General features: G+C 72.2%; 19 protein-coding genes and 1 pseudogene. 9 read left to right on the top strand and 11 right to left on the bottom strand.

Annotated features, from left to right (window positions below; all coding sequences use genetic code 11):
• Positions 1 to 137: 137 nt before the first annotated feature.
• The 3 genes from AB0I89_RS04310 to AB0I89_RS04300 are packed head-to-tail and all read right to left on the bottom strand — an operon-like array spanning position 138 to position 3,518.
• A complete protein-coding gene (locus AB0I89_RS04310; RefSeq protein WP_357119917.1) occupies positions 138 to 899 on the bottom strand; it encodes a succinate dehydrogenase/fumarate reductase iron-sulfur subunit in 762 nt (253 codons plus the stop codon).
• On the bottom strand, positions 896 to 2,833 hold the full coding sequence (locus AB0I89_RS04305; protein ID WP_357119914.1) for a fumarate reductase/succinate dehydrogenase flavoprotein subunit: 1,938 nt from the start codon (positions 2,831 to 2,833) through the stop codon (positions 896 to 898). Before AB0I89_RS04305 ends, AB0I89_RS04310 begins: the two co-directional genes overlap by 4 nt.
• Before the next feature lies 1 nt (position 2,834).
• Positions 2,835 to 3,518 (bottom strand): succinate dehydrogenase cytochrome b subunit, encoded by a 684-nt coding sequence (locus AB0I89_RS04300; RefSeq protein WP_357119912.1) that lies wholly within the window; start codon positions 3,516 to 3,518, stop codon positions 2,835 to 2,837.
• An 83-nt stretch (positions 3,519 to 3,601) separates the two neighbouring features.
• Here AB0I89_RS04300 and AB0I89_RS04295 point away from each other — a divergent pair, with 83 nt between their 5' ends.
• Positions 3,602 to 4,534, top strand: a complete 933-nt coding sequence (locus AB0I89_RS04295; RefSeq protein WP_357119909.1) for a LysR family transcriptional regulator — start codon at positions 3,602 to 3,604, stop codon at positions 4,532 to 4,534.
• Between the two features lie 52 nt (positions 4,535 to 4,586).
• Here the strand turns inward: AB0I89_RS04295 and hrpA are convergent, their stop codons facing one another.
• Complete coding sequence (gene hrpA / locus AB0I89_RS04290; protein WP_357119906.1) at positions 4,587 to 8,639, bottom strand: ATP-dependent RNA helicase HrpA; 4,053 nt, start codon at positions 8,637 to 8,639, stop codon at positions 4,587 to 4,589.
• 119 nt (positions 8,640 to 8,758) lie between these two features.
• Here hrpA and AB0I89_RS04285 point away from each other — a divergent pair, with 119 nt between their 5' ends.
• Positions 8,759 to 9,127 carry a cytidine deaminase gene (locus tag AB0I89_RS04285; protein ID WP_355050269.1) on the top strand — a complete coding sequence of 123 codons (369 nt, stop codon included), beginning with the start codon at positions 8,759 to 8,761 and terminating at the stop codon, positions 9,125 to 9,127.
• Between the two features lie 5 nt (positions 9,128 to 9,132).
• Here AB0I89_RS04285 and AB0I89_RS04280 read toward each other — a convergent pair whose 3' ends face one another.
• The gene (locus AB0I89_RS04280) at positions 9,133 to 9,492 is read right to left on the bottom strand and encodes a YciI family protein (RefSeq protein WP_357119903.1); all 360 of its coding nucleotides are present in this window, start codon (positions 9,490 to 9,492) and stop codon (positions 9,133 to 9,135) included.
• A gap of 119 nt (positions 9,493 to 9,611) precedes the next feature.
• On the opposite strand from AB0I89_RS04280, the gene AB0I89_RS04275 reads away from it, so the two are divergent.
• The 5 genes and pseudogenes from AB0I89_RS04275 (at position 9,612) to AB0I89_RS04255 (ending at position 16,091) form a co-directional block, all read left to right on the top strand.
• Entirely contained in the window at positions 9,612 to 11,555 is a 1,944-nt protein-coding gene (locus AB0I89_RS04275) for a multicopper oxidase domain-containing protein (protein ID WP_357119900.1), read from the top strand.
• 60 nt (positions 11,556 to 11,615) lie between these two features.
• Positions 11,616 to 12,662, top strand: coding sequence for an iron ABC transporter permease (locus AB0I89_RS04270; RefSeq protein ID WP_355050266.1), 1,047 nt, complete (start codon positions 11,616 to 11,618; stop codon positions 12,660 to 12,662).
• Positions 12,659 to 14,008: an iron ABC transporter permease gene (locus AB0I89_RS04265; RefSeq protein ID WP_357119897.1), complete on the top strand. Its 1,350-nt coding sequence runs from the start codon at positions 12,659 to 12,661 to the stop codon at positions 14,006 to 14,008. Before AB0I89_RS04270 ends, AB0I89_RS04265 begins: the two co-directional genes overlap by 4 nt.
• A 20-nt stretch (positions 14,009 to 14,028) precedes the next feature.
• Positions 14,029 to 14,793: pseudogene (locus tag AB0I89_RS04260) on the top strand (ABC transporter ATP-binding protein); the annotation flags it as partial.
• A 350-nt stretch (positions 14,794 to 15,143) separates the two neighbouring features.
• Entirely contained in the window at positions 15,144 to 16,091 is a 948-nt protein-coding gene (locus AB0I89_RS04255; protein WP_357119894.1) for an iron-siderophore ABC transporter substrate-binding protein, read from the top strand.
• 93 nt (positions 16,092 to 16,184) lie between these two features.
• Here AB0I89_RS04255 and AB0I89_RS04250 read toward each other — a convergent pair whose 3' ends face one another.
• From AB0I89_RS04250 to trmB, 4 genes are all read right to left on the bottom strand, one after another.
• Positions 16,185 to 17,093 carry a hypothetical protein gene (locus tag AB0I89_RS04250; protein WP_357119891.1) on the bottom strand — a complete coding sequence of 303 codons (909 nt, stop codon included), beginning with the start codon at positions 17,091 to 17,093 and terminating at the stop codon, positions 16,185 to 16,187.
• 175 nt (positions 17,094 to 17,268) lie between these two features.
• A complete protein-coding gene (locus tag AB0I89_RS04245; protein WP_357119888.1) occupies positions 17,269 to 17,913 on the bottom strand; it encodes a hypothetical protein in 645 nt (214 codons plus the stop codon).
• Positions 17,914 to 18,053: 140 nt separating this feature from the next.
• Positions 18,054 to 20,567, bottom strand: a complete 2,514-nt coding sequence (locus tag AB0I89_RS04240) for a DUF3516 domain-containing protein (protein ID WP_357119885.1) — start codon at positions 20,565 to 20,567, stop codon at positions 18,054 to 18,056.
• Between the two features lie 118 nt (positions 20,568 to 20,685).
• Positions 20,686 to 21,306, bottom strand: a complete 621-nt coding sequence (gene trmB, locus AB0I89_RS04235) for a tRNA (guanosine(46)-N7)-methyltransferase TrmB (RefSeq protein ID WP_357120777.1) — start codon at positions 21,304 to 21,306, stop codon at positions 20,686 to 20,688.
• Positions 21,307 to 21,520: 214 nt separating this feature from the next.
• Between trmB and AB0I89_RS04230 the strand changes: the two genes are divergently transcribed.
• A complete protein-coding gene (locus tag AB0I89_RS04230; RefSeq protein WP_357120774.1) occupies positions 21,521 to 22,267 on the top strand; it encodes a hypothetical protein in 747 nt (248 codons plus the stop codon).
• A 241-nt stretch (positions 22,268 to 22,508) separates the two neighbouring features.
• Positions 22,509 to 23,174, top strand: coding sequence for a class F sortase (locus AB0I89_RS04225; RefSeq protein WP_357120771.1), 666 nt, complete (start codon positions 22,509 to 22,511; stop codon positions 23,172 to 23,174).
• A 202-nt stretch (positions 23,175 to 23,376) separates the two neighbouring features.
• On the opposite strand, the gene AB0I89_RS04220 is transcribed toward AB0I89_RS04225, so the two are convergent.
• Both AB0I89_RS04220 and AB0I89_RS04215 read right to left on the bottom strand, forming a co-directional pair.
• Complete coding sequence (locus AB0I89_RS04220; RefSeq protein ID WP_357119881.1) at positions 23,377 to 24,252, bottom strand: alpha/beta hydrolase; 876 nt, start codon at positions 24,250 to 24,252, stop codon at positions 23,377 to 23,379.
• Between the two features lie 69 nt (positions 24,253 to 24,321).
• The gene (locus AB0I89_RS04215; RefSeq protein ID WP_355050256.1) at positions 24,322 to 24,639 is read right to left on the bottom strand and encodes an antibiotic biosynthesis monooxygenase; all 318 of its coding nucleotides are present in this window, start codon (positions 24,637 to 24,639) and stop codon (positions 24,322 to 24,324) included.
• Positions 24,640 to 24,662 lie beyond the last annotated feature (23 nt).

The following is a 24,662-nucleotide window of genomic DNA, read 5'->3' as shown; positions in this document are numbered from 1 at the left end:
GATCTTCCCCGGGCCAGTCGCGGGCCGGGCCGGGCCAGTCGCGGGCCGGGCCGGACTAGCGCGTTCGGTGGACGCCCTCAACGCCGGACCGCCGCGCCCGACGATCGGGGGCGCAGCGGTCCGGGTGGCGGGGAGGCTCAGGAGCCGGGGGTGTTGCCGCCCTTGGTGGTGGCCGACAGGTAGTCGCGGTTGAGCCGGCCGATGGTGTTCAGCGGGATGCCCTTCGGGCAGGCCACCGTGCACTCACCGGCGTTGGTGCAGCCGCCGAAGCCGGCCTCGTCGTGCGCGTCGACCATGCCGATCACCCGGGTGTAGCGCTCCGGCTGGCCTTGGGGCAGCAGCGAGAGCTGGGTGAGCTTGGCGGCGGTGAAGAGCATGCCGGAGCCGTTCGGGCAGGCCGCCACGCACGCGCCGCAGCCGATGCAGGCGGCCGACTCGAAGGCGGCGTCCGCGTTGGCCTTGGCGACCGGGGTGGAGTGCGCCTCGGGCGCGCTGCCGGTCGGCGCGGTGATGTAGCCGCCGGCGGCGATGATCTTGTCGAAGGCGCTCCGGTTGACCACCAGGTCCTTGACGACCGGGAAGGCGCTGGCCCGCCACGGCTCGATGTCGATCGTGTCGCCGTCCTTGAACTGCCGCATGTGCAGCTGGCACGCCGTGGTGCCGCGCTGCGGCCCGTGCGCGTCGCCGTTGATCATGAGGCCGCACATGCCGCAGATGCCCTCGCGGCAGTCGTGGTCGAACGCCACCGGGTCCTCGCCGGAGAGGATCAGCCGCTCGTTGAGCACGTCGAGCATCTCCAGGAACGACATGTCCGGGGACACGTCGTCGACCGGGTAGGTCACCATCCGACCCTTGTCCTCAGGGCCCTTCTGGCGCCAGATGCGCAGGGTCAGGTTCACTTGTAACTCCGCTGCGTGGGGTGGACGTATTCGAACTTCAGGTCTTCCTTGTGCAGCACCGAGGGCTCACCGGTGGCGGTGAACTCCCAGGCCGCCACGTACGCGAACTTCTCGTCGTCGCGCTGCGCCTCCCCGTCGGGGGTCTGGTGCTCAGCCCGGAAGTGACCGCCGCAGGACTCCTCGCGGTGCAGGGCGTCGATGCACATCAGCTCGGCCAGCTCGAAGAAGTCGGCCACCCGGCCGGCCTTCTCCAGCGACTGGTTCAGCTCCTCACCGGTGCCGGACACCTTGACCCGCTGCCAGAACTGCTCGCGCAGGTCGCGGATCTCGCCGATCGCCTTGCGCAGTCCGGCCTCGGAGCGCTCCATGCCGCAGTGCTCCCACATGATCTGGCCCAGCTCCCGGTGGAACGAGTCCACGGTCCGGTCGCCGTCGACCGCCAGCAGCCGCTGGATCCGGTCCTCGACGTCGGTACGCGCCTCGACCGCCGCGGGATGGCTGGCGTCGACCTTCTCGAGGGGCCCCGAGGCCAGGTAGTTGGCGATGGTGGTGGGCAGCACGAAGTAGCCGTCGGCGAGGCCCTGCATCAGCGCCGAGGCGCCGAGGCGGTTCGCGCCGTGGTCGGAGAAGTTCGCCTCGCCGATCACGAACAGGCCCGGGATGCTGGACTGGAGGTCGTAGTCGACCCAGAGCCCGCCCATCGTGTAGTGCACGGCGGGGTAGATCCGCATCGGCACCTCGTACGGGTCCTCGCCGGTGATCCGCTCGTACATCTCGAAGAGGTTGCCGTACTTGGCCTCGATGGCCTTGCGGCCCAACCGGTCGATCGCGTCGCCGAAGTCGAGGTAGACGCCGAGCTTGGTCGGACCGACGCCGCGGCCCTCGTCGCAGACGTTCTTGGCGGCGCGGGAGGCGATGTCGCGGGGGACCAGGTTGCCGAAGGACGGGTAGATCCGCTCCAGGTAGTAGTCCCGCTCGTCCTCGGGGATGTCCTTCGGGCTGCGGTCGTCGCCCTTGCGCTTGGGCACCCACACCCGGCCGTCGTTGCGCAGCGACTCGCTCATCAGGGTCAGCTTCGACTGGTGGTCGCCGGAGACTGGGATGCAGGTCGGGTGGATCTGCGTGTAGCAGGGGTTGGCGAAGTACGCCCCCTTGCGGTGCGCCCGCCAGGTGGCGGTGACGTTGCAGCCCTTGGCGTTGGTGGAGAGGTAGAAGACGTTGCCGTAACCGCCGGAGGCGAGCACGACGGCGTCGGCCATCTCGGTGGTGATCTCGCCGGTGACCAGGTCCCGGACCACGATGCCCCGGGCCTTGCCGTCGACGATGACCAGCTCCAGCATCTCGTGCCGGGCGTTCATCTCCACGTTGCCGAGGCCGATCTGCCGCTCCAGGGCCTGGTACGCGCCGAGCAGCAGCTGCTGGCCCGTCTGGCCCCGGGCGTAGAAGGTGCGCTGCACCTGCGCGCCGCCGAAGGAGCGGGTGTCCAGCAGGCCGCCGTACTCACGGGCGAACGGCACGCCCTGGGCGACGCACTGGTCGATGATGTTGACCGAGACCTCGGCGAGCCGGTGCACGTTCGACTCCCGGGAGCGGAAGTCGCCACCCTTGACGGTGTCGTAGAACAGCCGGTGCACGGAGTCGCCGTCGTTGCGGTAGTTCTTCGCGGCGTTGATGCCACCCTGCGCCGCGATCGAGTGGGCCCGGCGCGGACTGTCCTGGTAGCAGTAGGACTTGACGTGGTAGCCCTGCTCGGCCAGCGTCGCCGCGGCTGAGCCGCCGGCCAGGCCGGTGCCGACCACGATCACCGTCATCTTGCGGCGGTTGGCCGGGTTGACCAGCTTGGCCTCGAAGCGCCGCGTCTCCCAGCGCTTCTCGACCGGGCCGGCGGGCGCCTTCGTGTCGGCGATCGGGTCGCCCTCGGTGAAGAGTTCCATGTCAGGACACCAATCCGGTGAGTACGGCGAACGGGACCACCAGGTATCCGGCGCAGAGCGCCACGGCGAAGACCAGCGCGGCGGCGCGCGCCCGGCGCTCGCCCCGGGGCGTCTGCTGCCCGAGGCTGCGGAACGCGCTGAAGGCGCCGTGGCGCAGGTGGAAGCCGAGCGTGACGATCGCCAGGGTGTAGAAGAGGGTGACGTACCAGCGCTCCGGCGCGAAGTCGGCGACGACGTTGCCGTACGGCTTGCCCTCGGTCCCGACCGGGTTGAGCGTGCCGGTGGTCAGGTCCAGCAGGTGGTAGATCACGAAGAGCAGGATGATCACGCCACCCCAGCGCATGGTGCGCGCCGCGTAGCTGCCCCGGACCTTCTTGCGGTGGGCGTACTTCACCGGGCGGGCGGCGCGGGCGCGCAGCGCCAGCACGGTGGCGGCCACGATGTGGGCGACGACGGCGACCGTGAGGACGGTGCGCAGGATCCACAGGAACCAGACACCGGGCAGCAGTGGCTTGCCGATGTCGCGCAGCCAGTGCGCGTAGTGGTCGAACGAGGTCTCCCCCGTGAACACCTTCAGGTTCCCGAGCATGTGCGCGATCAGGAAGAGCACCAGCAGGATGCCCGTCACCGCCATGACGGCCTTGAGGCCGACGTTCGAGCGGATGGGCGACCGAGTTTTCGTCATTACCACGGGATCGACGCTAGGAGCACTTTGATCAGTCGTCCAATGCATCGAACTCGCAGCGTTGATAGCCATAAGCTATGTAGATGCAGCTCCATCAGCTCCGGTACTTCGTCGCGGTGGCCGAAGTACGACATTTCACCCAAGCCGCCGACATCGTTGGCATAACCCAGCCTTCGTTGAGTAAGCAAATTCACGCCCTCGAGACCGACCTCGGGGCCCCGCTGTTCGAGCGGGTAAGGGGCAACATCGCCCTCACCGCGGCCGGGGAGGTGCTCCTGCCGTTGGCGACCCGGATCCTCGCCGACGTGGAGACCGCGACCCGGGAGGTGCAGGAGCTGGTCGGCCTGCGCCGAGGGCGCGTACGCCTGGGCGCGACCCCGAGCCTGGCCACCTCGCTCGCCCCGCCGGTGCTGCGCCGGTTCCGCGACGCGCACCCCACCGTCGACCTCCGCGTCGAGGAGAGCGGTTCCCAGGACCTCGTCCGTGACCTGCTGCGCGGCGACCTGGACCTGGCGCTGATCATCATGCCGTCGCAGGGCGCCGACCCGGGCCTGCGCGTCGACCCGATCCTGCGCGAGAGCCTGGTGGTGGCCTCGGTGGACGAGGTGCCGACGGGCTCGGGGACGGGCGAGCTGCGCATCACCGATCTGCGTGACCAGCCGATGGTGATGTTCCGGGAGGGCTACGACCTGCGTGACGCCACCATCGCGGCGTGTCGGGAGGCGGGCTTCGAGCCCACGTTCGCGGTGGACGGCGGCGAGATGGACGCCGTCCTCAGCTTTGTCGAGGCGGGACTCGGCATCGCGCTGGTGCCGGGGATCGTGCTGGCCCGCCGGCCCGGGGTGCGCGGCACGCCGCTGGCGTCTCCCGGGGTGACGCGGACCATCGCGGTGGCCCGTCGCCGTGACGTGGTGCCGACGCACGCCGGCCGCGAGCTACGGCGGATCCTGCTCGACTACGTCCAGTCCGCGATCGACCGGGGCGAGCTGCCGCCGGGTGTCGAGCCGCTGGGCTGACCCGGCCGGGGCCGCCGCCGCGAAGGGGCCGGCGGCGGCCGGGCCGGCGGGCTCAGCGGCCCTCGGCGTCGTCCATCGCGCGGTAGATCCGCTGCTCCGAGACGGGGTACGGGGTGCCCAGCGCCTGGGCGAACACGTTCACCCGCAACTCCTCGATCATCCAGCGGATCTGCCGGACAGCCGCCTCCTGCCGGCGCGCGGGCGGCAGAGCGGCGAGCAGGTCGTCGTACTCCTTGCGCACCGCCGCGATCCGGTCCTGCTGTTGGCGGTCGCGCTGCGGGTTGCCGCCGAGCCGGTCCAGCCGACGTTCGATGGCGGTGAGGTAGCGCAGCAGGTCGGGCAGGCGGGCGTACCCGGTCTCGGTGATGAAGCCGGCGTGCACCAGCCCGGCGAGCTGCTTGCGGATGTCGGCCAGCGCCGCCACCACGGCCAGGTTGCGGGTCGCGCCGAGCCGCTGCTCGACCGCGTACGCGGCGGCGAGCACCTTGCGGACCCGGTCCATCACCTCGACGACGGTGTCGACCAGGTCGGCGCGGACCTTCTCGCGCAGGGCGGCGAAGCCCTCGGCGTCCCACGCCGGGCCACCGGCGGCGTCGATCAGGCGGTCGATGGCCGCGCCGGCCGCGTCCTCGATCAGCTCCTGCACGCCGCCGTGCGGGTTGCGGCTCAACGCCAGCTTCGCCTCGTTGCTCAACCGACCCTGCAGGAACCTGGCCGGGGATGGCACGGTGAGCCGCAGCAGCCGGCGGGTGCCGGCCCAGTGCGCGGCCTCCGCCTCGGCGGGGGAGTCGAACACCTTCACCCCGACCGTCGTGCCCTCGTCGACCAGGGCCGGGTACGCGGTCACCGCGTAGCCGACGCGGACCTGCTCGATGGTCCGGGGCAGCGTGCCGAGGCTCCACTCGCGCAGGCCGGTCCGGGCGACCTCCGGCGCGGCGGCCGCCACGACCTGGCGTACCTCCTGGCGCAGTTGACGTTGCAGGGCCGGCAGGTCCTTGCCCTCGGCGACCGGCTTGTCGTCGTCGCCGAGCACCCGGAACGTCACCCGCAGGTGGGCGGGGAGCTTGCCGGGCTCCCAGGCGTCGCGGGGCACGGTGACACCGGTCATCCGGCGCAGCTCACGGGTGAGCGCGTCCAGCAGCGACGTCTCGCCGGGGGTGATCGCCGCGAGGGCGGCGCGGGCGTAGTCCGGCACCGGCACGAAGTTGCGCCGGATCGCCTTGGGCAGCGAGCGGATCAGCGCGATCACCGTCTCCTCGCGCAGCCCCGGCACCTGCCAGTCGAAGCCCTCCGCCGGTACCTGGTTGAGCAGCGGCAGCGGGATGTCCACGGTGACGCCGTCGGTCGCCGTGCCCGGCTCGAACCGGTAGGTCAGCGGCAGGGTCACCCCCTGGGTCTGCCACTCGTCGGGGTAGTCGCTCTCGTCGACACCGCCGCGACCGTCGTTGATCAGCAGGTCGCGGGTGAAGGTCAGCAGGTCGGGACGCTCGTGGCGGGTCTTCTTCCACCAGGTGTCGAAGTGCCGGCCGGAGACCACGTCGGCGGGGATCCGCTGGTCGTAGAAGCCGAAGATGGTCTCGTCGTCGACCAGGATGTCCCGGCGGCGGGCCCGGCTCTCCAACTCCTCGATCTCGCCCAGCAGTCGCTTGTTGTCGGCCCAGAACCGGTGGTGGGTCTGCCAGTCGCCCTCGACGAGCGCGTGCCGGATGAACAGCTCCCGGCTCAACGTCGGGTCGATCCGCCCGAAGTTGACCTTGCGGGAGGCGACCAGCGGCATGCCGTACAGGGTGACCTTCTCGTAGGCCATCACCGCGGCCTGCTTCTTCTCCCAGTGCGGCTCGCTGTAGCTGCGCTTGACCAGGTGCTGCGCCAGCGGCTCGACCCACTCCGGCTCGACCCGCCCGGCGATGCGCCCCCACAGCCGGGACGTCTCCACCAACTCGGCGGCCATCACCCAGCGCGGCGGCTTCCTGAACAGCGCCGAGCCGGGGAACAGCGCGAACTTCGCGCCCCGCGCCCCCAGGTACTCGTGTTTCTGGGCGTCCTTGAGGCCGATGTGCGACAGCAGGCCGGGCAGCAGCGACTGGTGCACCTTCGGGGTGTCGATCTCCTCCGGCAGGTCCGCGCCGCCCCGGCGGCCCGCGCCCCGGCCGGCGTCCGCCTCGGCCGGGGTGTCCCGCGCCGCCCGCCCGCCGCGCCGGTCGTTCTCGGCGGGGGTACGCAGCACCTGGCGCAACTGGCTGACGATGTCCTGCCACTCGCGGATCCGCAGGTAGTTCAGGTACTCCGCCTTGCACATCCGGCGGAACGCGCTGGACGACAGCTCCCGCTGCTGCTCCCGCAGGTACCGCCACAGGTTCAGGTAAGCCACGAAGTCGGACTCTTTGTCGGCGAACCGGGCGTGTGCCTGGTCGGCCTGGGCCTGCTTCTCGGCCGGGCGCTCGCGGGGGTCCTGAATGGAGAGCGCGGCGGCGATCACCAGGATCTCGGTGGCACAGCCGTTGCGCTCGCCCTCGACCACCATCCGGGCCAGCCGCGGGTCGACCGGGAGCTGGGCGAGCCGGCGGCCCAGCGCGGTGAGCCGCTTCGCCGGGTCGGTCTCGGTCGGGTCCAACGCGCCCAGCTCGTGCAGCAGGTTGACGCCGTCGGTGATGTTGCGCTTGTCCGGCGGGTCGATGAACGGAAACGCGGCCAGGTCGCCCAGCCCGATCGCGGTCATCTGGAGGATGACCGACGCCAGGTTGGTACGCAGGATCTCCGGGTCGGTGAACTCGGGGCGGGACAGGAAGTCCTGCTCGTCGTAGAGGCGGATGCAGATACCGTCCGACGTCCGACCGCAGCGGCCCTTGCGCTGGTTGGCCGACGCCTGCGAGACGGGCTCGATCGGCAGCCGCTGCACCTTGAGCCGGCTGGAGTAACGGGAGATGCGGGCGGTGCCCGGGTCCACCACGTACTTGATTCCCGGCACGGTCAGCGAGGTCTCCGCGACGTTGGTGGCGAGCACCACGCGTCGTGAGCTGTGCGCGGCGAAGACGCGGTGCTGCTCGGCGGCGGAGAGCCGGGCGTACAGCGGCAGGATCTCGGTGCCCAGCAGGGACCGCTTCTTCTGCACCAGCTTGCCCAGCGCGTCGGCGGTGTCGCGGATCTCTCGTTCGCCGCTGAGGAAGACCAGGATGTCGCCCGGACCCTCGGCGGCCAGCTCCTCGACGGCGTCGCCGATCGCCTGGATCTGGTCGCGGACGTTCTCCTCGTCGGCGTCGCCCTCCTCGTCGCTCTCGGCGACCTCGACCAGCGGCCGGTAGCGGACCTCCACGGGATAGGTGCGTCCGGAGACCTCGACGACCGGCGCCGGACTGCCCTGGGCGTCGGCGAAGTGCTTGGCGAAGCGGTCGGTTTCGATGGTCGCTGAGGTGATGATCACCTTGAGGTCGGGCCGGCGGGGCAGCAGCTCGCGCAGGTAGCCGAGGATGAAGTCGATGTTGAGGCTGCGCTCGTGCGCCTCGTCGATGATCAACGTGTCGTACTGGCGCAGCATCCGGTCGGTCTGCAACTCGGCCAGCAGGATGCCGTCGGTCATCAGCTTGACCAGGCTGCGGTCGCTCACCTGGTCGGTGAAGCGCACCTTGTAGCCGACCACGTCGCCCAGCTCGGTACCCAGCTCGTCGGCGATCCGGTCGGCCACCGTCCGGGCGGCCAGCCGCCGGGGCTGGGTGTGCCCGATCAGGCCGTTGATGCCGCGCCCCAGCTCCAGACAGATCTTCGGCAGCTGGGTCGTCTTACCGGAGCCGGTCTCGCCGGCCACGATCACCACCTGGTGATCGCGGATGGCGGCGGCGATGTCGTCCTTGCGCTCGCTGACCGGCAACCCCACGGGGTACGCGATCGTCGGCACCGCCGCCCGCCGGTCGGCCAGCCGCTGCTCGGCCCGCGCCAGCTCGGCGGTGATCTCGGTCAGGGCCGCCTCCCGGCGCTGCGGGTCGCGCAGCTTGCGGGCGCCGTCCAGGCGTCGCTGGAGCCGGCGCTGGTCGCGGAACATCAGGGGACTGAGGCGGCGGTGCAGGTCGCGGACGGGATCGGTCGCGGCGGAGGAGGCTGGATTCTGCATGTCGTGCCCAAGGATAGGCAGCCCGGCGGCGGACCGCCCCTGGGTTACCGCGCGTGGGTGCTTCGGCGCGGGGACGGCGGTCTACAGTTGCGGCCGACGTCGAGCGCTGGGGGGCCGGGATGGAGCTGCGGGACACCGATCGAGCGCTGGTGCAGGCCGCCACGGCGGTCGCCAAACTTCGGTGCCGCAGCCGCCACCACACCGGCGCGTCGGCCGCCCGTACCGCCGACGGGCGGGTGTTCTCCGGGGTGAACCTGCACCACGACAGCGGGGACACCTGCGCGGAGTTGGTCGTCATCGGCACCGCCGCCACGCAGGGCGTGACCGAGCTGGAGACCATCGTCTCGGTCGCCGACCGGGGTCGTACGGTCGTCGGGCCCTGCGACAGGTGCCGGCCGGTGCTCAGCGCGTACTTCCCGGCGCTGCGGGTCATCGTGGGCGAGCCGGACGACCTGCGGGTGCTGCCGATCGCGGACCTGCCCGGCTGACCGCGTCAGTCGCCCGCCGCCGCCTCCAGCATCGACGCGGGGATCGGCACGCCCTCGTACCGCACGTTGCCCTCGGGCACCATCCAGCTCGCCACCCGCGCGACGAGCAGGCCGGCACGGACGGCCGGGTCGTCGGCGTAGAGCCCGCGTACCTCGTCCGGGGCGATGGAGAAGACGACGAAGCCCCGCATCCGGTCGTCGTCGGCGTGCAGGAGCGGGCCGGCCGCGAGCACCAGTCCCTGCTCCACGAGCCCTGCCTGGTGGGCCAGATGGGCGTCGCGTAGCCGGTCGATCGCCTCCGGTGGCAGCTCCGGCGGATCCGACGGTCGGGTCAGCAGGACGACCGTGTGCTGGTCGAATCGCATGCCCCACACCCTATGGTGCTCGCTGTCCCTCTTACGGGTGTTATCCGCCATCCGCCCCACTTGCCCCCGTCCGCGAAACTCATTCTCTTATCGAGGTCCGATACGAGTGGAGGTGCGGCATGGTCAGCAGACGACAGGTGCTCGTGGCCGGTGCCGCCGGGGGCGCCGCGGTTCTGGTCCCGGCCGGCTCGACGGCCGCGGGCCGCACGCTCGCCGCGGCGATGGTGCTGCGCGCCGCCGACATCCCGAAGTACGTCGCGCCGCTGCGCATCCCCCTGGCCATGCCCCGGGTGGCGAACGACCCCGAGCGGGACACCTACGTCGTCGGGGTGCGGCAGTTCCGCCAGCAGATCCTGCCGCTGTCCTGGCCGCGTACGACCGTGTGGGGTTACGGCTCCACCGCCCACCCCGACAGCTTCGGCTACCCGGCGCACAGCATCGTCGCGCGGGTGAACCGCCCGGTACGGGTGACCTGGGTCAACGAACTCGTCGACCACCGGGGCGACTACCTGCCCCACCTGCTGCCCGTCGATGAGACCCTGCACTGGGCCAACCCGGCCGGTGGCCGGAACGGCCGGGACGGGCACGGCCGCTCGGACGGCAGCCGCCGTGGCTACCGGGGGCCGGTGCCCCAGGTGGTCCACCTGCACGGCGGGCACAGCACGCAGGAGAGCGACGGGCACGCCGAGGCGTGGTACCTGCCGGTGGCCCGCGACCTGCCGGCCGACTTCGCCGTCACGGGCAGCGCGTACGGCGAGTTCCGGTCCCGCTTCGCCGAGGGGTCCGGCCTGCGCTGGGCGGCGGGTTCGGCCACCTTCGAGTACGCCAACGACCAGCGGCCCTGCACCCTCTGGTACCACGACCACACGCTGGGCCTCACCAGGGAGAACGTCTACGCCGGGCCGGCCGGTTTCTACCTGCTGGGCGGCGACGACCTGCCCGACGGGGTGCTGCCCGGCCCGACGCCGGGTCACGACGATCCGCCGGACACCGACTACCACGACATCCCGCTGCTCATCCAGGACCGCAGTTTCAGCGCCGACGGCGAGCTGGTCTACCCCGGGGGTCACCACGAGGGTCCGGCGTGGACGTCGGCGTTCTCCGGCACCACCATCGTGGTCAACGGCCGGACCTGGCCCAGCCTTACCGTGCAGCGTCGGCGCTACCGGTTCCGGTTGCTCAACGGCTGCAACAGCCGCTTCCTGATGCTCAGCGTCGCCGCCCACGCCACCGCGCGGCCGGCCCGTCCGGTGCTGCCGGTCTGGCAGATCGGCAGCGACAGCGGCTTCCTGCCCGAGCCGGTGGCGCACGACCGCGTCACCCTCGGCCCCGCCCAGCGGGCCGACGTGATCGTCGACTTCACCGGCGTGCCCGCCGGCACCGAGCTGTTCCTCGTTAACGAGGGGCCCGAGTGGGCGTACCGGGGCGGCCGACCCGGGGTGGACTTCGCGCCGTCCGACCCGCGGACCACCGGGCAGGTGATGCGGTTCGTGGTCACCGAGGCCACCGGCGCGGACTCCAGCGTGCCGCCGGAGCACCTGCAACTGCCCGCCCACCCCCGGCTCGGTGCGGCGGAGCGGGTCCGGCGGCTGTCGCTCAACGAGCGGATGTCCGGCCGGTCGATGGTGATGCTGCTCGGCACCCTCGACGAGCGCGGCCGGGGTCGGCCGATGCGCTGGAGCGATCCCGCGACCGAACAGCCCCTCGTCGGCGCGACCGAGGTGTGGGAGGTGCGCAACTTCACCCGCAACGTCCACCCCGTCCACCTGCACCAGGCCCAGTTCGAGCTGCTGGGCCGTGGACGGTCGGGCCGGGCGGAGCCGGAGCCGGGGGAGCGGGGATGGATGGACACCGTGCTCGCGTACCCGTGGGAGGTGACGCGGATCAAGGCCCGCTTCGACCTGCCGGGCCGCTTCTCCTGGCACTGCCACCTGCTCGAGCACGAGGACAACGAGATGATGCGGCCCCTCAACGTGCTGCCGCGCGGCGCGGCGGCGGCCGGGGACGGCGGCTCGGTGCAGGTGCCGCAGGCTGAGTCGGCGGCATCGACCGACGCCAGTTAGGTCACTTTCCGCAGGTCGGCTAAGGTTAGGCGAACCTAAGCTCGAACGTGCAGGAGTTTCGTGACCACCCTCGCCGCCCGGCCGACGCCGGCCCGCAACTCCTCCGGTGCCCGCACCGGTCGGCGGGTCGCCGTCACCGTCGGCGCCGCGCTGGTGTTGCTGCTCGCCGTACTGGCCAGTTTTGCGCTGGGCAGCCGGCAACTCGGAGTCGGCGCGGTCTGGCACGCCCTCGTCGCGCCGGACGGCAGCGACGCGAGCACCATCGTCCGGGAACTACGTATGCCGCGTACCGCGCTCGGGCTCGCCGTCGGGCTGGCGCTCGCCGTGGCCGGCGTGCTGTTCCAGGCGCTCACCCGCAACCCGCTCGCCGAGCCGCGCATCCTCGGCATCAGCGCCGGCGCGTCGTTCGGCGTGGTCCTCGCCATCTCCGTCTTCGGCATCGGCACGCTCGCCGGGTACGTCTGGTTCGGCATCGCCGGCGCGCTCGCCGCCGGCCTGCTGGTCTTCGCCATCGCCAGCCGGGCCCGCGAGGGCGCGAGCCCGGTCACCCTCGCGCTGGTCGGCGCGGCGCTCGACGCCAGTCTCGCCTCCGGGGTGTACGCGCTGCTCAGCATCGACGCCCGCACCTTCGAGGAGTACCGGTTCTGGGTGGTGGGCGGACTGGCCGGGCGGGACCTCGGCGTCACCGCCCAGGTGCTGCCGTTCGTCCTCGTCGGGCTGCTGCTCGCCGCGCTGGTGGCCCGGGGCCTGGACGCCCTCGCTCTCGGCGACGACGTGGCCCGTGGCCTGGGCCACCGCATCGGCCTGGTCCGCCTCGGCGGTGGAATCGCCGCCGTGCTGCTCACCGGCGCCGCGGTGGCCGCCGCCGGTCCGGTCGCCTTCGTCGGGCTGGCCGTGCCGCACCTCGCCCGTGCCCTGGTCGGCGCGGACCACCGCTGGACCCTCGCCGTCTCCGCCCTGCTCGGGCCCGCGCTGCTGCTCGGGGCCGACGTCGTCGGCCGACTCGTCGCCCCGCCCGGCGAGATACCCGCCGGCATCGTCACCGCCCTGATCGGCGCGCCGCTGCTGGCCGTGCTGGTCCGCCGCGCCCGGGTGGTGACCGCGTGACCGCCGGTCGTCCCGCCGAAGCGTCCGGCACCGCCGGCCCGGACCCTGCCGCTGACCCGGTCGCTGGTCCGACCCGCGCCGCGTCCGGCGCTGCTGGTCCGGCCCGCGCTGCTGCCCCGGCCGCTGGTCCGGCCCGCGTCGCCGATGCGTCTGGCGCGGCTGGCGCGGCTCGCGTCGCCGATGCGTCTGGCGCGGCTGGTGCGGCCCGCGTCGCCGATGCGTCCGGCGCGGCTGGTGCGGCCCGCGTCGCCGATGCGTCCGGCGCGGCTGGGCTCGCAGCCGCGGCCGGGCTGCCCGGTGCGCCCGGCGGCACGTCCCGGCTGCCCGGCCGGTCGTTGCTGCGGGTCGGTCCGGTCAGCCTGCTGATCCGTCGCCGCGCGACGCTGGTCGCCGCCGTGCTGACCGTGCTGCTCCTGCTGGCCGTCGTGCTCAGCCTCTCGCTGGGCACCCCGTACGTCGCCCCGGCCGACGTGCTCCGGGCGCTCTCCGGCGCGGGCACCCCGTACGACCTCGTGGTTCTTGATCTTCGCCTGCCCCGGGTCGTGCTGGCGGCGGTGGCCGGCGCGGCCTTCGGCGTGGCCGGCACGCTGATCCAGAGCGTGGCGCGCAACCCGCTCGCCAGCCCGGACGTCATCGGCATCACCCAGGGCGCCGGCCTCGCCGCGACCGTGGCGTTGACCAGCGGCGCGGCGGCGGTGCTGGTGGCGCCCAGCGCGCTGGTCGGCGGTCTGCTGGCGGCGGTGCTGCTGTTCGCCCTCGGTGCCCGGCACGGGCTGGCCGCGCAACGGTTCGTCCTCGCCGGGGTGGCGGTCGCGTTCGCCTTCCGGGCGCTGACCGAGGTGGTCATGCTCACCGCCGACCCGATCGACGGCCTGCGGGCGCAGATCTGGCTGATCGGCACCCTCGCCGGCAAGGGCTGGACCGAGGCGGCCTGGATCGCCGGCACACTCGCGGTGCTGCTCCCGGTGCTGGCGTGGGCCGGCTGGGCCCTGAACAGCACCGCCCTCGACGACGACACCGCGCGCGGCGTCGGGCTACGCCCGGTGGCCCGCCGGATCGGGCTCGCCGGCACCGGCGTGCTCGTCGCCGCGATGGTCACCGCCCAGGTCGGCGCCGTCGACTTCGTGGCGCTCGTCGCACCGCAGTTGGCCCGCCGGCTGGTCCGCGCCGAACGGCCCCCGCTCGTCTGCGCCGCGCTGCTCGGCGCGCTCCTGCTCGTCCTCGCCGACCTGGCCGGCCGTCGACTGTTCGCGCCCACCCAACTGCCGGCGGGCGTGCTGACCGCCGCGATCGGCGGCCCGTACCTGATCTTCCTGTTGCTTCGTGGACGGCCACGGTCGTCGTGACGCCTGTGAGGAGTCGTGTGATGCTCTCCACCCGCGACCTGGTCGTCGGCTACGACGAGCGGACCGTGCTCGACGGGCTGACCCTGGACCTGCCCACCGACGCGTTCACGGTGATCGTCGGCCCCAACGCGTGCGGCAAGTCCACCCTGCTGCGCACGATGGCCCGACTGCTCGCTCCGCGACAGGGCACCGTCCTGCTGGACGGCACCGCCATCCGTGACCTGCCCACCCGCGACGTGGCCCGCCGGCTCGGCGTCCTGCCGCAGAGCCCGCTGGTGCCCGAGGGCGTCACCGTGGCCGACCTGGTCGGACGCGGCCGGCAGCCGTACCAGCGGTGGTGGCGGCAGTGGTCGTCGTCCGACGCCGCGGCGGTCGACGAGGCGATGGCCCTGGCCGACGTGGCCGACCTCGCCGACCGGCCGGTGGACAGCCTCTCCGGTGGCCAGCGGCAACGGGTGTGGATCGCCATGACGCTCGCCCAGGACACCGAGGCGCTGCTGCTGGACGAGCCGACGACCTTCCTCGACCTGGCCCACCAGGTGGAGGTGCTGGACCTGCTGCACCGGCTCCGCGCCGAGCGTGGCCGCACCGTGGTCGCCGTCCTGCACGACCTCAACCAGGCCGCCCGCTACGCCGACCACCTGGTCGCGATGCGCGCCGGCGCGGTGGTGGCCGCCGGCCCACCCCGGGAGATCCTCACCGCCGAGCTGGTCCGGGACGTCTTCGGGCTGGCCTGCGTCGTCGTGCCCTGCCCGGTGACCGGCGCACCCCTGGTGGTGCCCGCGCGCACCGGCGGCCCGGCCCTTCCCACCGGCTCTACTGGCGTGGGCAACTCTGCCGGCTCTGTTGCGGCCGCCGAGTCTGCTGGCCTGGGCGGCCCGGAGGCCCCTGCCACTGTCGGGTCCGCTGCGCCGGCCGCTGACGCTGCGCCGGCCGCTGACGCTGCGCCGGCCGCTGACGCTGCGCCGGCCGCTGCTGCTGGGCCTGCTGCGCCGGCCGCTGCTGCCGGGTTCGCTGCGCCGGCCGCTGGCCCTGGCGGCGCTGATTCGTCGACGGCGTCCGTACCGGACGCCCGATCCGCCGATGGCGACGCGGCCACCCCGCTCGCCGGCACGTACCCCTCGAAAGGACACTGATGCGTCGTCTCGTCGCCGCTCTCGCCGCGGCCGTCGCCCTCGGGGTCGGCCTCACCGCCTGCGGTGAGAGCGACCCGGTCGCCGGCTCCGCTACCGGGGAGACCCGGGAGATCACCCACGCCATGGGCACCACCAAGGTCCCGGCCGAACCCAAGCGCGTCGTCGTGCTCGACACCGACAAGATCGACACGGCGCTCTCGTTGGGCATCACGCCCGTCGGCGCGGCCACCGCCGGCGAGGCCAAGAGTTGGCCCACGTACTTCGGCGCGGACAAGCTCGCCGGCATCAAGGAGGTCGGGGTGCTCACCGAGCCTGACCTGGAGGCGATCAACGCCCTCAAGCCGGACCTGATCCTCGGTAGCAAGTTCCGCCAGGAGAAGTTCTACGACGAGCTGGCCGCCATCGCGCCGACCGTGTTCACCGACAAGGTGGGCATCACCTGGAAGGAGAACTTCCTCCTCGACGGCAAGGCGCTCGGCCGCGAACAGCAGGCCAAGGACCTGCTCGGCGCGTACGAGAAGCGGGCCAAGGACTTCGGCGCGACCCTCGGCGACGCCGCCGCCCGCAAGGTGTCCATCGTGCGGTTCATCCCGGGCAACATCCGGGTGTACGGCCCGGACTCCTTCTCCGGCATCGTCATCGGTGACACCGGCCTGGGCCGCCCCCAGCGGCAGTTGCTCGCCAACAAGGAGGACAAGCGCTTCGACCTGGTCAGCCCCGAGCGGATCAACGAGGTCGACGGCGACGTCATCTTCGTGACCGCGTACGGCGACAAGGCCGCCGCCGAGCAGAGCAAGGTGGCCGGCGGAACCCTCTGGAAGGGCCTCGGCGCGGTCAAGGCCGGCAAGGCGTACCCGGTCTCCGACGAGATCTGGATGACCGGCATCGGCGTCGGCGCCGCCAACAAGATCCTCGACGACCTGGCCAAGTACCTCCCCGCCACCTGACCCACCCGGGCCGCACGCCCATGATCGCGCTCGATGCAGGATGTAGTGGCTTCCCACACGAAGGGAGGCCACTACATCCATGTTCGAGCGCGATCATCGGGGCTCGCGGGAGCCTGAGCGTGATCGTAGGGCGGCCCGGACCTCAGCGAGGAACCCGTCGAAGTCGTCCCGGAGGCGCTTGGCGGTCACGTGCAGCACGATCCAGTCGCCGCCGAGCAGTCGGTTGAGCCGTCGACGGTCCCGGTGGAACTGCTCCGGGTCGTCGTGCCACAGCCCGTCGTACTCCACGGCCACCTTGAACTGCGGCCAGGCCAGGTCCAGCCGGGCCACGAACCGGCCCTGATCGGCCACGACCCACTGCGTCTCCGGCCGGGGCAGGCCGGCGAGCACCAGCCGCACCCGGGTGCGCGACTCCTGCGGGGACTCCGCGCCCGCGTCGACCAGGTCGATCGACCGCAGCAGGGATCGCCAGCCGCGTCGCCCTGCTCGACTCAACGCGTACTCGCGCAGAGCCGGCACGGTGGTCAGCCGCAGGGCCAGCAGAGCGTCGATGACGACCACCGCCTCCACCACGTCGAGCCAACGGGCCACGTCCCAGCAGGTCCGCGCCGGGCTGGTCACCGTTATCCCGGCCCGGTCCAGGATGTCGCCGGGGTCGATCTGCCCGTGGTGGACGCGGATGCCGTTGGTTGGACCGATTCGGGAGTCGGTGGACACCAGGACGTCGATTGGCGCGCCCGCGCTCGTGCTCGGACAGCCGTACAGGACCGCGGCGGCCAGTCCGGCGATGGCCGCGCCGGGCGGGACCAGCCATCGTCCGACGGCGGCGCATCTGATGGCGTGTGTGACGGTGAGCTGCGAGTCGGCGTAGACGTCGCGGAAGAGCGGTCGCCACGCCGAGCTGCGCAGGTCGTTACGGGTCAGCAGACCGCGCGACACGGCGGTGGAGCCACGGAAGACCCGACCCCGCAACTGCGGCGGCCGACGAGGAGTTCTGGGCATGGTTTCAGGCTGGCCGAAGCCCGTGGCGTCACGCTGCCCCTGTGGAAAACCACCGTCACCACGGCGGCGTCGGTGCGCGCGGTTGTCCCCATGATCGTGCTCGAACATGGATGTAGTGGCCTCCCGAGAAGCGGAGACCACTACATCTTGGATCGAGTGCGATCTTGCGGTGTGGTTAGGCGGCGGTGGACCAGATGGCGCGGAAGGCGGCGGCTTCGCCGGCCAGCCAGCGTTCGATCTGTTCGGGCTTGGCGTCGGTGGGCATGCGGTGGGCCTGACCGCGCCGGACGTCGACCAGGACCGGCTCGGCGTGCGGGAGGACCGCGTCCATGTGGCGGGCCATCAGGTGCAGCGTGGCGAGCATCGACTCCTCGCTCGGCGGCGCCTCGTCGAAGTGCAGTCGGACCGCGTCGGCGTGACCGTCGGGGTGACGTACGCCGAAGTGGGGGTTGATCTTGACGGGTAGGTCGCCGAGCATGGCCAGGGCGTCGCGGGTCTGGGCCAGGTCGAGGGTGGCCGGATCGCCGAGGGAGTGCAGCCAGGCCGTCGCGCCGGGCACCAGCGCCTGGTAGAGCGGGCGCCAGCGCGGCTTGACGACGTCGACCACACCGGCCAGGTGGGTGCCGCCGGTGTGGAAGGCGATGTCGGCCTTGAGCGCCTTGACGAACTGGCCGTGCGGGTTGAAGCCGGAGCGGCTGGCGCGCTGCTTGCGCAGACCGCCCACGAAGGTCGCCTTGGTGGGGCCGGTGCGGTCGACGTAGCGGGTGAAGCCGAGCAGGGTGGTGTAGGGCGTCAGGGGCATGGAGGTGGGCGCGGTCACGGGCGTCCTCCCAGTTCAGAAGCGCTATTAGTACATACATTCTAATCGACACCCCTGACATCGCCCAGTGAAAACGGGGCGGCGGAAGACGCGACAAAGGGGGCCGTCCGGCAACCCGGACGACCCCCTCGCGGCGACCGCTAAAGCTGACCGACGTCCGTGATCCGGACGACCGCCGCGCCGACCTCGTCCGAGGCGGCGAGGTCGACTTCGGCGCTGATGCCCCAGTCGTGGTCGCCGTCCGGGTCGTCGAAGATCTGCCGGACGGTCCACTTCTCCCGGCCCTGCTCGATCATGAGCAGCGCCGGGCCGCGGGCGTCCGGACCCACCCCGATCGAGTCGTACGCCTCGAAGTACGGCGTCAGCGCGTCGGCCCACGCGTCGTAGTCCCAGCCGTCGCCGGAGTCCAGCTCGGCGAGCAGGTCCCAGCGGCGCAGCGCGGCCAGCTCCACCCGCCGGAACAGCGCGTTGCGCACCAGCACCCGGAACGCCCGCGCGTTGCGGGTCACCGCCGGTGGCCGGTCGGTCAGGGCGGCGTGCGCCTGGGCCACCTCGGCCACGTCGGACGGGTTGCGCAGCCGCTCCCACTCGTCGATGAGGCTGGAGTCGACCTGGCGGACCAGCTCGCCCAGCCACTCGATGAGGTCGATCAGCTCCTCGGTCTTGGCGTCCTCGGGGACGGTCTGGCGCAGCGTCTTGTACGCGTCGGCCAGGTAGCGCAGGACCAGGCCCTCCGAGCGGGTCAGCCCGTAGAACTGCACGTACTCGGTGAAGGTCATGGCCCGCTCGTACATGTCGCGGACGACGGCCTTGGGGGAGAGCTGGTGGTCGGCGACCCACGGGTGACCCTGCCGGTACATCTCGTACGCGGCCTCCAGCAGCTCGGCGAGCGGCTTCGGGTGGGTCACCTCGTCCAGTAGTTCGAGGCGGGCCTCGTACTCGATGCCCTCGGCCTTCATCGCGGCGACCGCCTCGCCGCGCGCCTTGAACTGCTGCGCGGACAGGATCTGGCGGGGGTCGTCGAGGATCGACTCGATCACGCTCAACACGTCGAGGGCGTACGAGGGGGACTCGGCGTCGAGCAGCTCGATGGTGGCCAGGGCGAGGGGGGAGAGTGGCTGGTTGAGCGCGAAGTCGAGCTGGAGGTCGACGGTGAGCCGGATCCGGCGACCGGTCTCGTCCGGCTCGGGCAGCTCCTCGACGACCCCACCGGCCCGCAGCGCCCGGTAGATGGCGATGGCCCGGCGGATGTGCCGGCGCTGGGCGGCGGGCTCCTCGTGGTTGTCGGTGAGCAGGTGCCGCATCGCCGCGAACGCGTCCCCGGGGCGGCCGATGACGTTCAGCAGCATCGAGTGGCTGACCTGGAAGCTCGACGTTAGCGGCTCCGGCTCGGCCTCGACGAGGCGGTCGAAGGTGGGCTGCCCCCAGCCGATCGAGCCCTCCGGCGGCTTCTTGCGGACGACCTTGCGGCGTTTCTTCGGGTCGTCGCCGGCCTTGGCGAGGGCCTTCTCGTTGTCGATGACGTGCTCGGGGGCCTGCACGACGACCCGGCCGATGGTGTCGTACCCGGCCCGGCCGGCCCGCCCGGCGATCTGGTGGAACTCCCGGTTCTTGAGCAGGCGGGTACGGACCCCGTCGTACTTGCTCAGGCCGGTGAACAGCACCGTGCGGATCGGCACGTTGATGCCGACGCCGAGCGTGTCGGTGCCACAGATGACCTTGAGCAGACCGGCCTGGGCCAGGGTCTCGACCAGGCGGCGGTACTTGGGCAGCATGCCGGCGTGGTGCACGCCGATGCCGTGCCGGACCAGCCGGGACAGCGTCTTGCCGAAGCCCGAGGTGAACCGGAAGCCGCCGATCGCCTGGGCGATCATGTCCTTCTCGGCGCGGGTGCAGACGTTGACGCTCATCAGCGCCTGGGCGCGTTCCAGCGCGGCGGCCTGGGTGAAGTGCACGACGTACACCGGAGCCTGTTTGGTCTCCAGCAGCTCCTCGAGCGTCTCGTGCAGCGGCGTCATCGCGTACGAGAAGATCAGCGGGACCGGCCGCTCGGCCGAGCGCACGACGGCGGTCGGCCGCCCGGTACGCCGGGTCAGGTCGTCGACGAAGCGGGTGGTGTCCCCCAGGGTGGCGGACATCAGGATGAACTGGGCCTGCGGTAGCTCGATGATCGGCACCTGCCAGGCCCAGCCCCGGTCGGGTTCGGCGTAGAAGTGGAACTCGTCCATGATCACCTGGCCGACGTCGGCCTTGGCGCCCTCGCGCAGCGCCAGGTTGGCCAGGATCTCCGCCGTGCAGCAGATGATCGGGGCGTCGGCGTTGACGCTGGCGTCGCCGGTGAGCATGCCGACGTTCTCGGCGCCGAAGACCTCGCAGAGCGCGAAGAACTTCTCCGACACCAGCGCCTTGATCGGCGCGGTGTAGAACGTCGTCCGGCTGTCGGCCAGGGCCGCGAAGTGCGCGGCGACGGCCACCAGGCTCTTACCCGAGCCGGTGGGCGTGTTCATGATCAGGTTGGCGCCGGAGACGATCTCGATGACCGCCTCCTCCTGATGGGGGTAGAGGTCGAGGCCGCGCTCCTTCGCCCAACCGGCGAACGCGTCGAAGAGGGTGTCGGGGTCGGCGCTTCTCGGCAGCGCGGCGGTGAGCGTCATAGCGTGTCCATGGTGCCTGGATCATGCCCTCCGGCGCCAACCAGGTTGTCGCGCGACCCGCTCAAGGCGTTAGGAAGGGCCCCTTTTACAACGCCAGGCGTTAACAGGGGGCCCTTCCTTACCGTCGGCGGTAGATGAGATCAGCGACCGGACGGCCCGCCGTGATCGCCCGCCGCTCGAACTTCGTCACCGGGCGGTGCGCCGGACGGGGCGCGTAGCCGCCGTACGCGTCGACCAACTCCGGATCCGCGTCCAGGGTCTCCCGCATCGCCTCGGCGTACTCGGCCCAGTCCGTCGCGCAGTGCAGCACGCCGCCGGGGGCCAACCGGGACCGCAGCAGGGCCACGTGCGACGGCTGGATGATCCGCCGCTTGTGGTGCCGGGCCTTCGGCCACGGATCCGGAAAGAACACGTGTACGGCGTCCAGCGCGCCCTCCGGCAGGCCGCCGACCAACTCCAGTGCGTCACCGCGAGCAACCCGGACATTCCCCAGGTCAGCGCGGTCCACCAGGTCGAGCAGGTTGGCGATTCCCGGCGTGTGCACCTCGACCGCCAGATAATCTCGGTCCGGGTCGGCGGCGGCCATCGCGGCCGTACTGTCGCCCATGCCCGAGCCGATCTCCAGCACCACCGGGGCCCGGCGGCCGAAGATGGCGGCCAGGTCGACGGGCTCGCCCGACACGTCCAGACCGTACGAGGACCAGAGCCGGTCCAACGCGTCGGTCTGCCGGCCGCTCATCCGTCCCCGGCGGGGGTGGAAGGTGCGGATCATCCGGCCCGTGGGCGGGACGGTGGCGGGGTCAGGGTCGTCGGTGATGGTCACAGCGACCCGAGCGTACGCGACTTCGTCTGCGGATCGGATGTGATGTGCGACCGGGAATGAGAGGATCCGATTGGTACGGCAGGCCGGGCGGTCCGCTGCCCGGCGCGGTTCGACGGCGTCGAGAGGGGGCATCGTGACAGTGACCCGCGGCGGCGTGCTCCTGTCGGTGGCGGCCATGCTCGCCATCCCCCTGCTCAGCACCGCTCCCGCGCTCGCCGCCCCGGCGACGCTGGCCACGCCGCCGGCCCTCGCCACTGCGCCCGGCGGGCCGTCCGACGCCCTGTCGACCGCCTCCGACTGGCCGCTCGATCCTCTGTCGGCCGTCGCCGCACCCGCCCGGCCGCTCGACGTCCTGCCGGTTGCCGCGTCCGCGCCGCTCGACGTCCTGCCGGCTGCCGCGCCCGCGCCGCAGCCCGGAGGCGTGCCGGGTGGCGCGCCACAGCCCGCTCCCGTGGTGGACGTCTTCGTCGAGGTGAGCCCCAGCACGGTGCAGCCCGGCTACCTGGTCGGCATTCGGGCCAGTTGCCGGGACAACTCGATCGGCGCCACCGTCGTCTCGGACGCGTTCGGCGCCGTCGGCGTGCAACCGCAGGGCGGCGTGCTCACCGCCGCGCCGATGGTGCGCGAGCGCACCCGCCCCGGCAACTACCGGGTCAAGCTGGAGTGCCGCGACGGCGAGACGGCGTCGACCATGTTGCAGGTGGTGAAGACGGTGCCCTCCCCCCACCCCAGTCGAGGCCCGGCGACCGGCTTCGGTGGCAGTGCCGGGGGAGTTACCGGCAAGCTGCTGCTGCCCGGCGGTGCCGCCTTCACGGTCGCCGGCCTGGTCCTCGCCGTGGTGGCCCTGCGCCGGCCCCGTAGCGTCGCGCGCCGCTGAGCCCGCCATGGAAATCTTCCGCCCCACACCGCCGCCGGCCGGATCCCGTCCGCCCACGGGTTCGCGCCCGTCCGCCGGCTCGTGGCTGCCCGGCGATGCCCGCCCACCCGCTGTCGCACGCCCGTCCGGCGATGCCCGGCAATCCGCTGCTGCCCAGCAGGCCGGCAGTTCGCGCCCGTCCGATGGCGCGAAGCCCTCGCCGGTGTCCCGCGCGTCGCATGTCTCCGGCGAGCGGCCGGCGGTGGCCGCCCGTCCGCCGACCGTCGTCGCTCCCCGGCGCAGCCGTCCGACGGGGCGTAGCCCCTGGTCGGTGCCGCTGGCCGTGATGCTGGTGCTGGTGGGCGTCTTCGCCACCGGCGCGGGACTGGGTCGTTCGGTCGGCCCGCTCGACCTGACCCCGGCCGGCGGCGAACGCCCGCCGCGCAGCGAGACGGTCGGGTTGTCGGCGAGCCGCCCGGTGCGCCTCACCGTCCCGGCGATCAAGGTGGAGGCGCCGGTGGCTCCGGTCGGGCAGGCGTCGGACGGCACGATCGCCGTACCGCCGCTGGAGAAGCACAACGAGACCGGCTGGTACGACCGGGGGCCGACACCCGGTGAGCCCGGTCCCGCCGTCATCGTCGGGCACGTGGACACCAAGAGCGGCCCGTCGGTCTTCTACGACCTGGGCAAGCTGAAGCCCGGTGACCTGATCGAGGTGGCCCGCGCGGACCGGTCGACGGTGGTGTTCAAGGTCGACACGGTCGAGCGCTTCCCGAAGGACCAACTGCCCGCCGAGCGCATCTACGGGCACGAGGGCCCCGCCGGACTCCGGCTCATTACCTGCGGCGGCCAGTTCATCGGCGGTCGCGCCGGCTACGCCGACAACGTGATCGCGTTCGCCACCCTCCAGTCGTCCCGCAAGCCCTGAGCCCGGCCGGGCTCGGCTTGATCCACACGACGTCGGTGATGTCGGGGTGTCCAGGTGGCGCTGACACCCCGATTTCGCCGAAGTCGAGTCGATCAAGCCCGGCGGTCAGGGCGTCAGGGGAACCCGCCTGGCGCGGATCGTGCGGGCGGGCGCTGGTCACCGCCCCGGCCCGACCCGGGCGAGCTGGTAGCCCGGCCGGGCGTCAGCGCAGGAAGTCCAGAAGTCGGTGGGCCGTCTCGTCGGGCGCTTCCTCGGGGATGAAGTGCCCGGCCGGTACGGGGCCGCCTCGTACGTCGTCGGCCCACTGCCGCCAGATCGCCATCGGGTCGTCGTAGAGCTTGGCGACCTGGCCGTGTTGGCTCCAGAGGAACAACAGCGGGCAGGCGATCTTCCGGCTCCCACGGTCTGCCCGGTCCTGGTCGTAGTCCAGGCTGGCCGCCGCGCGGAACTCCTCGCAGATCGCGTGCACGGTCTCGGGGTGCGTGAACTGCTCGACGTAGGCCGCCCGTACCTCGGGTGGGAAGGAGTCCTTCACCTCCGGCCAGTTCTCCAGCATGTAGTCGACGAGCACCTCGGGCGCGGCGGCGATGAACCGCTCGGGCACCGGCTCCGGCGCGGCCAGGAAGGACCAGACCCAGTAGGACAGGCTGAACGCCTTGTCGGCGCGGTCGTACACGTCGCCGATCGGCACGACGTCCAGGACGGCCAACCGGGTGACGACGTCCGGCGCGTCGAGCGCGAGTCGGTACGCGCACCGCGCCCCGCGATCGTGGCCGACCAGGTGGAACCGGTCGTACCCGAGGCTCCGCATCACCTCGATCTGGTCGCGGGCGATAGCGCGCATGCTGTACGGCTCGTGGTCGGCGCTGCTCGGCGGTGTGCCGCTGTCTCCCCAGCCCCGCAGGTCGGTGGCGACGACGGTGAAGTGCTCGGCGAGCCGGGGCGCGACCCGGTGCCACATGAGGTGCGTCTCGGGTATGCCGTGCAGCAGCAGAACGGGCGGCCCGTCACCGCCACGCCGTCCGTGGATCGTCGCGCCGGACGTGGCGATGTCGAACTCTTCGAAGCCGTCGAACATGGCCGGACGCTATCAGCGCAGATCGCCGTCGGGGCGGGGTTACGTCGAGCCCGGCAGGCCGGCAGGTGGTCAGGGCTGGGGGACCCGCAACGCCACCTCGAACTCCAGCAGGGTCGCGCCGCTGGAGACCGGCGGGCGGGGCGTCTCCCCGGGGGCGGTGGCGTGGGCGGCGCGGGCGGACCCCGAAGCCCAGGCCTGGTACGCCTCCTCGCTCTCCCACCGCGTATAGACGAAGTAGCGGGTCTCGCCGGCCACCGGGCGCAGCAGTTCGAAGCCGAGGAAGCCGGGGGAGCCCTCCACCGCGCCGGCCCGTGCCGCGAACCGCTTCTCCAGCTCGGGGCCGGCGTTCGGGGGAACCTCGATTGCGTTGATCTTCACGACTGCCATCTGCCCACCCTAGCCAGCCCCGG

The organism is Micromonospora sp. NPDC049801, assembly GCF_040656575.1.
Classification (GTDB): Bacteria; Actinomycetota; Actinomycetes; order Mycobacteriales; family Micromonosporaceae; genus Micromonospora.
Note: the sequence above shows the minus strand (reverse complement) of the source record. Positions and strands in the feature narration are given on the sequence as shown.

Excerpts from the sequence above, each read along its gene's own strand:
- AB0I89_RS04305 (WP_357119914.1), bottom strand. The coding sequence starts at position 2,833 with ATGGAACTCTTCACCGAGGGCGACCCGATCGCCGACACGAAGGCGCCC.
- AB0I89_RS04300 (WP_357119912.1), bottom strand. The coding sequence starts at position 3,518 with ATGACGAAAACTCGGTCGCCCATCCGCTCGAACGTCGGCCTCAAGGCC.
- AB0I89_RS04295 (WP_357119909.1), top strand. The coding sequence starts at position 3,602 with ATGCAGCTCCATCAGCTCCGGTACTTCGTCGCGGTGGCCGAAGTACGA.
- hrpA (WP_357119906.1), bottom strand. The coding sequence starts at position 8,639 with ATGCAGAATCCAGCCTCCTCCGCCGCGACCGATCCCGTCCGCGACCTG.
- AB0I89_RS04285 (WP_355050269.1), top strand. The coding sequence starts at position 8,759 with ATGGAGCTGCGGGACACCGATCGAGCGCTGGTGCAGGCCGCCACGGCG.
- AB0I89_RS04280 (WP_357119903.1), bottom strand. The coding sequence starts at position 9,492 with ATGCGATTCGACCAGCACACGGTCGTCCTGCTGACCCGACCGTCGGAT.
- AB0I89_RS04275 (WP_357119900.1), top strand. The coding sequence starts at position 9,612 with ATGGTCAGCAGACGACAGGTGCTCGTGGCCGGTGCCGCCGGGGGCGCC.
- AB0I89_RS04255 (WP_357119894.1), top strand. The coding sequence starts at position 15,144 with ATGCGTCGTCTCGTCGCCGCTCTCGCCGCGGCCGTCGCCCTCGGGGTC.
- AB0I89_RS04250 (WP_357119891.1), bottom strand. The coding sequence starts at position 17,093 with ATGCCCAGAACTCCTCGTCGGCCGCCGCAGTTGCGGGGTCGGGTCTTC.
- AB0I89_RS04240 (WP_357119885.1), bottom strand. The coding sequence starts at position 20,567 with ATGACGCTCACCGCCGCGCTGCCGAGAAGCGCCGACCCCGACACCCTC.
- trmB (WP_357120777.1), bottom strand. The coding sequence starts at position 21,306 with ATGAGCGGCCGGCAGACCGACGCGTTGGACCGGCTCTGGTCCTCGTAC.
- AB0I89_RS04220 (WP_357119881.1), bottom strand. The coding sequence starts at position 24,252 with ATGTTCGACGGCTTCGAAGAGTTCGACATCGCCACGTCCGGCGCGACG.
- AB0I89_RS04215 (WP_355050256.1), bottom strand. The coding sequence starts at position 24,639 with ATGGCAGTCGTGAAGATCAACGCAATCGAGGTTCCCCCGAACGCCGGC.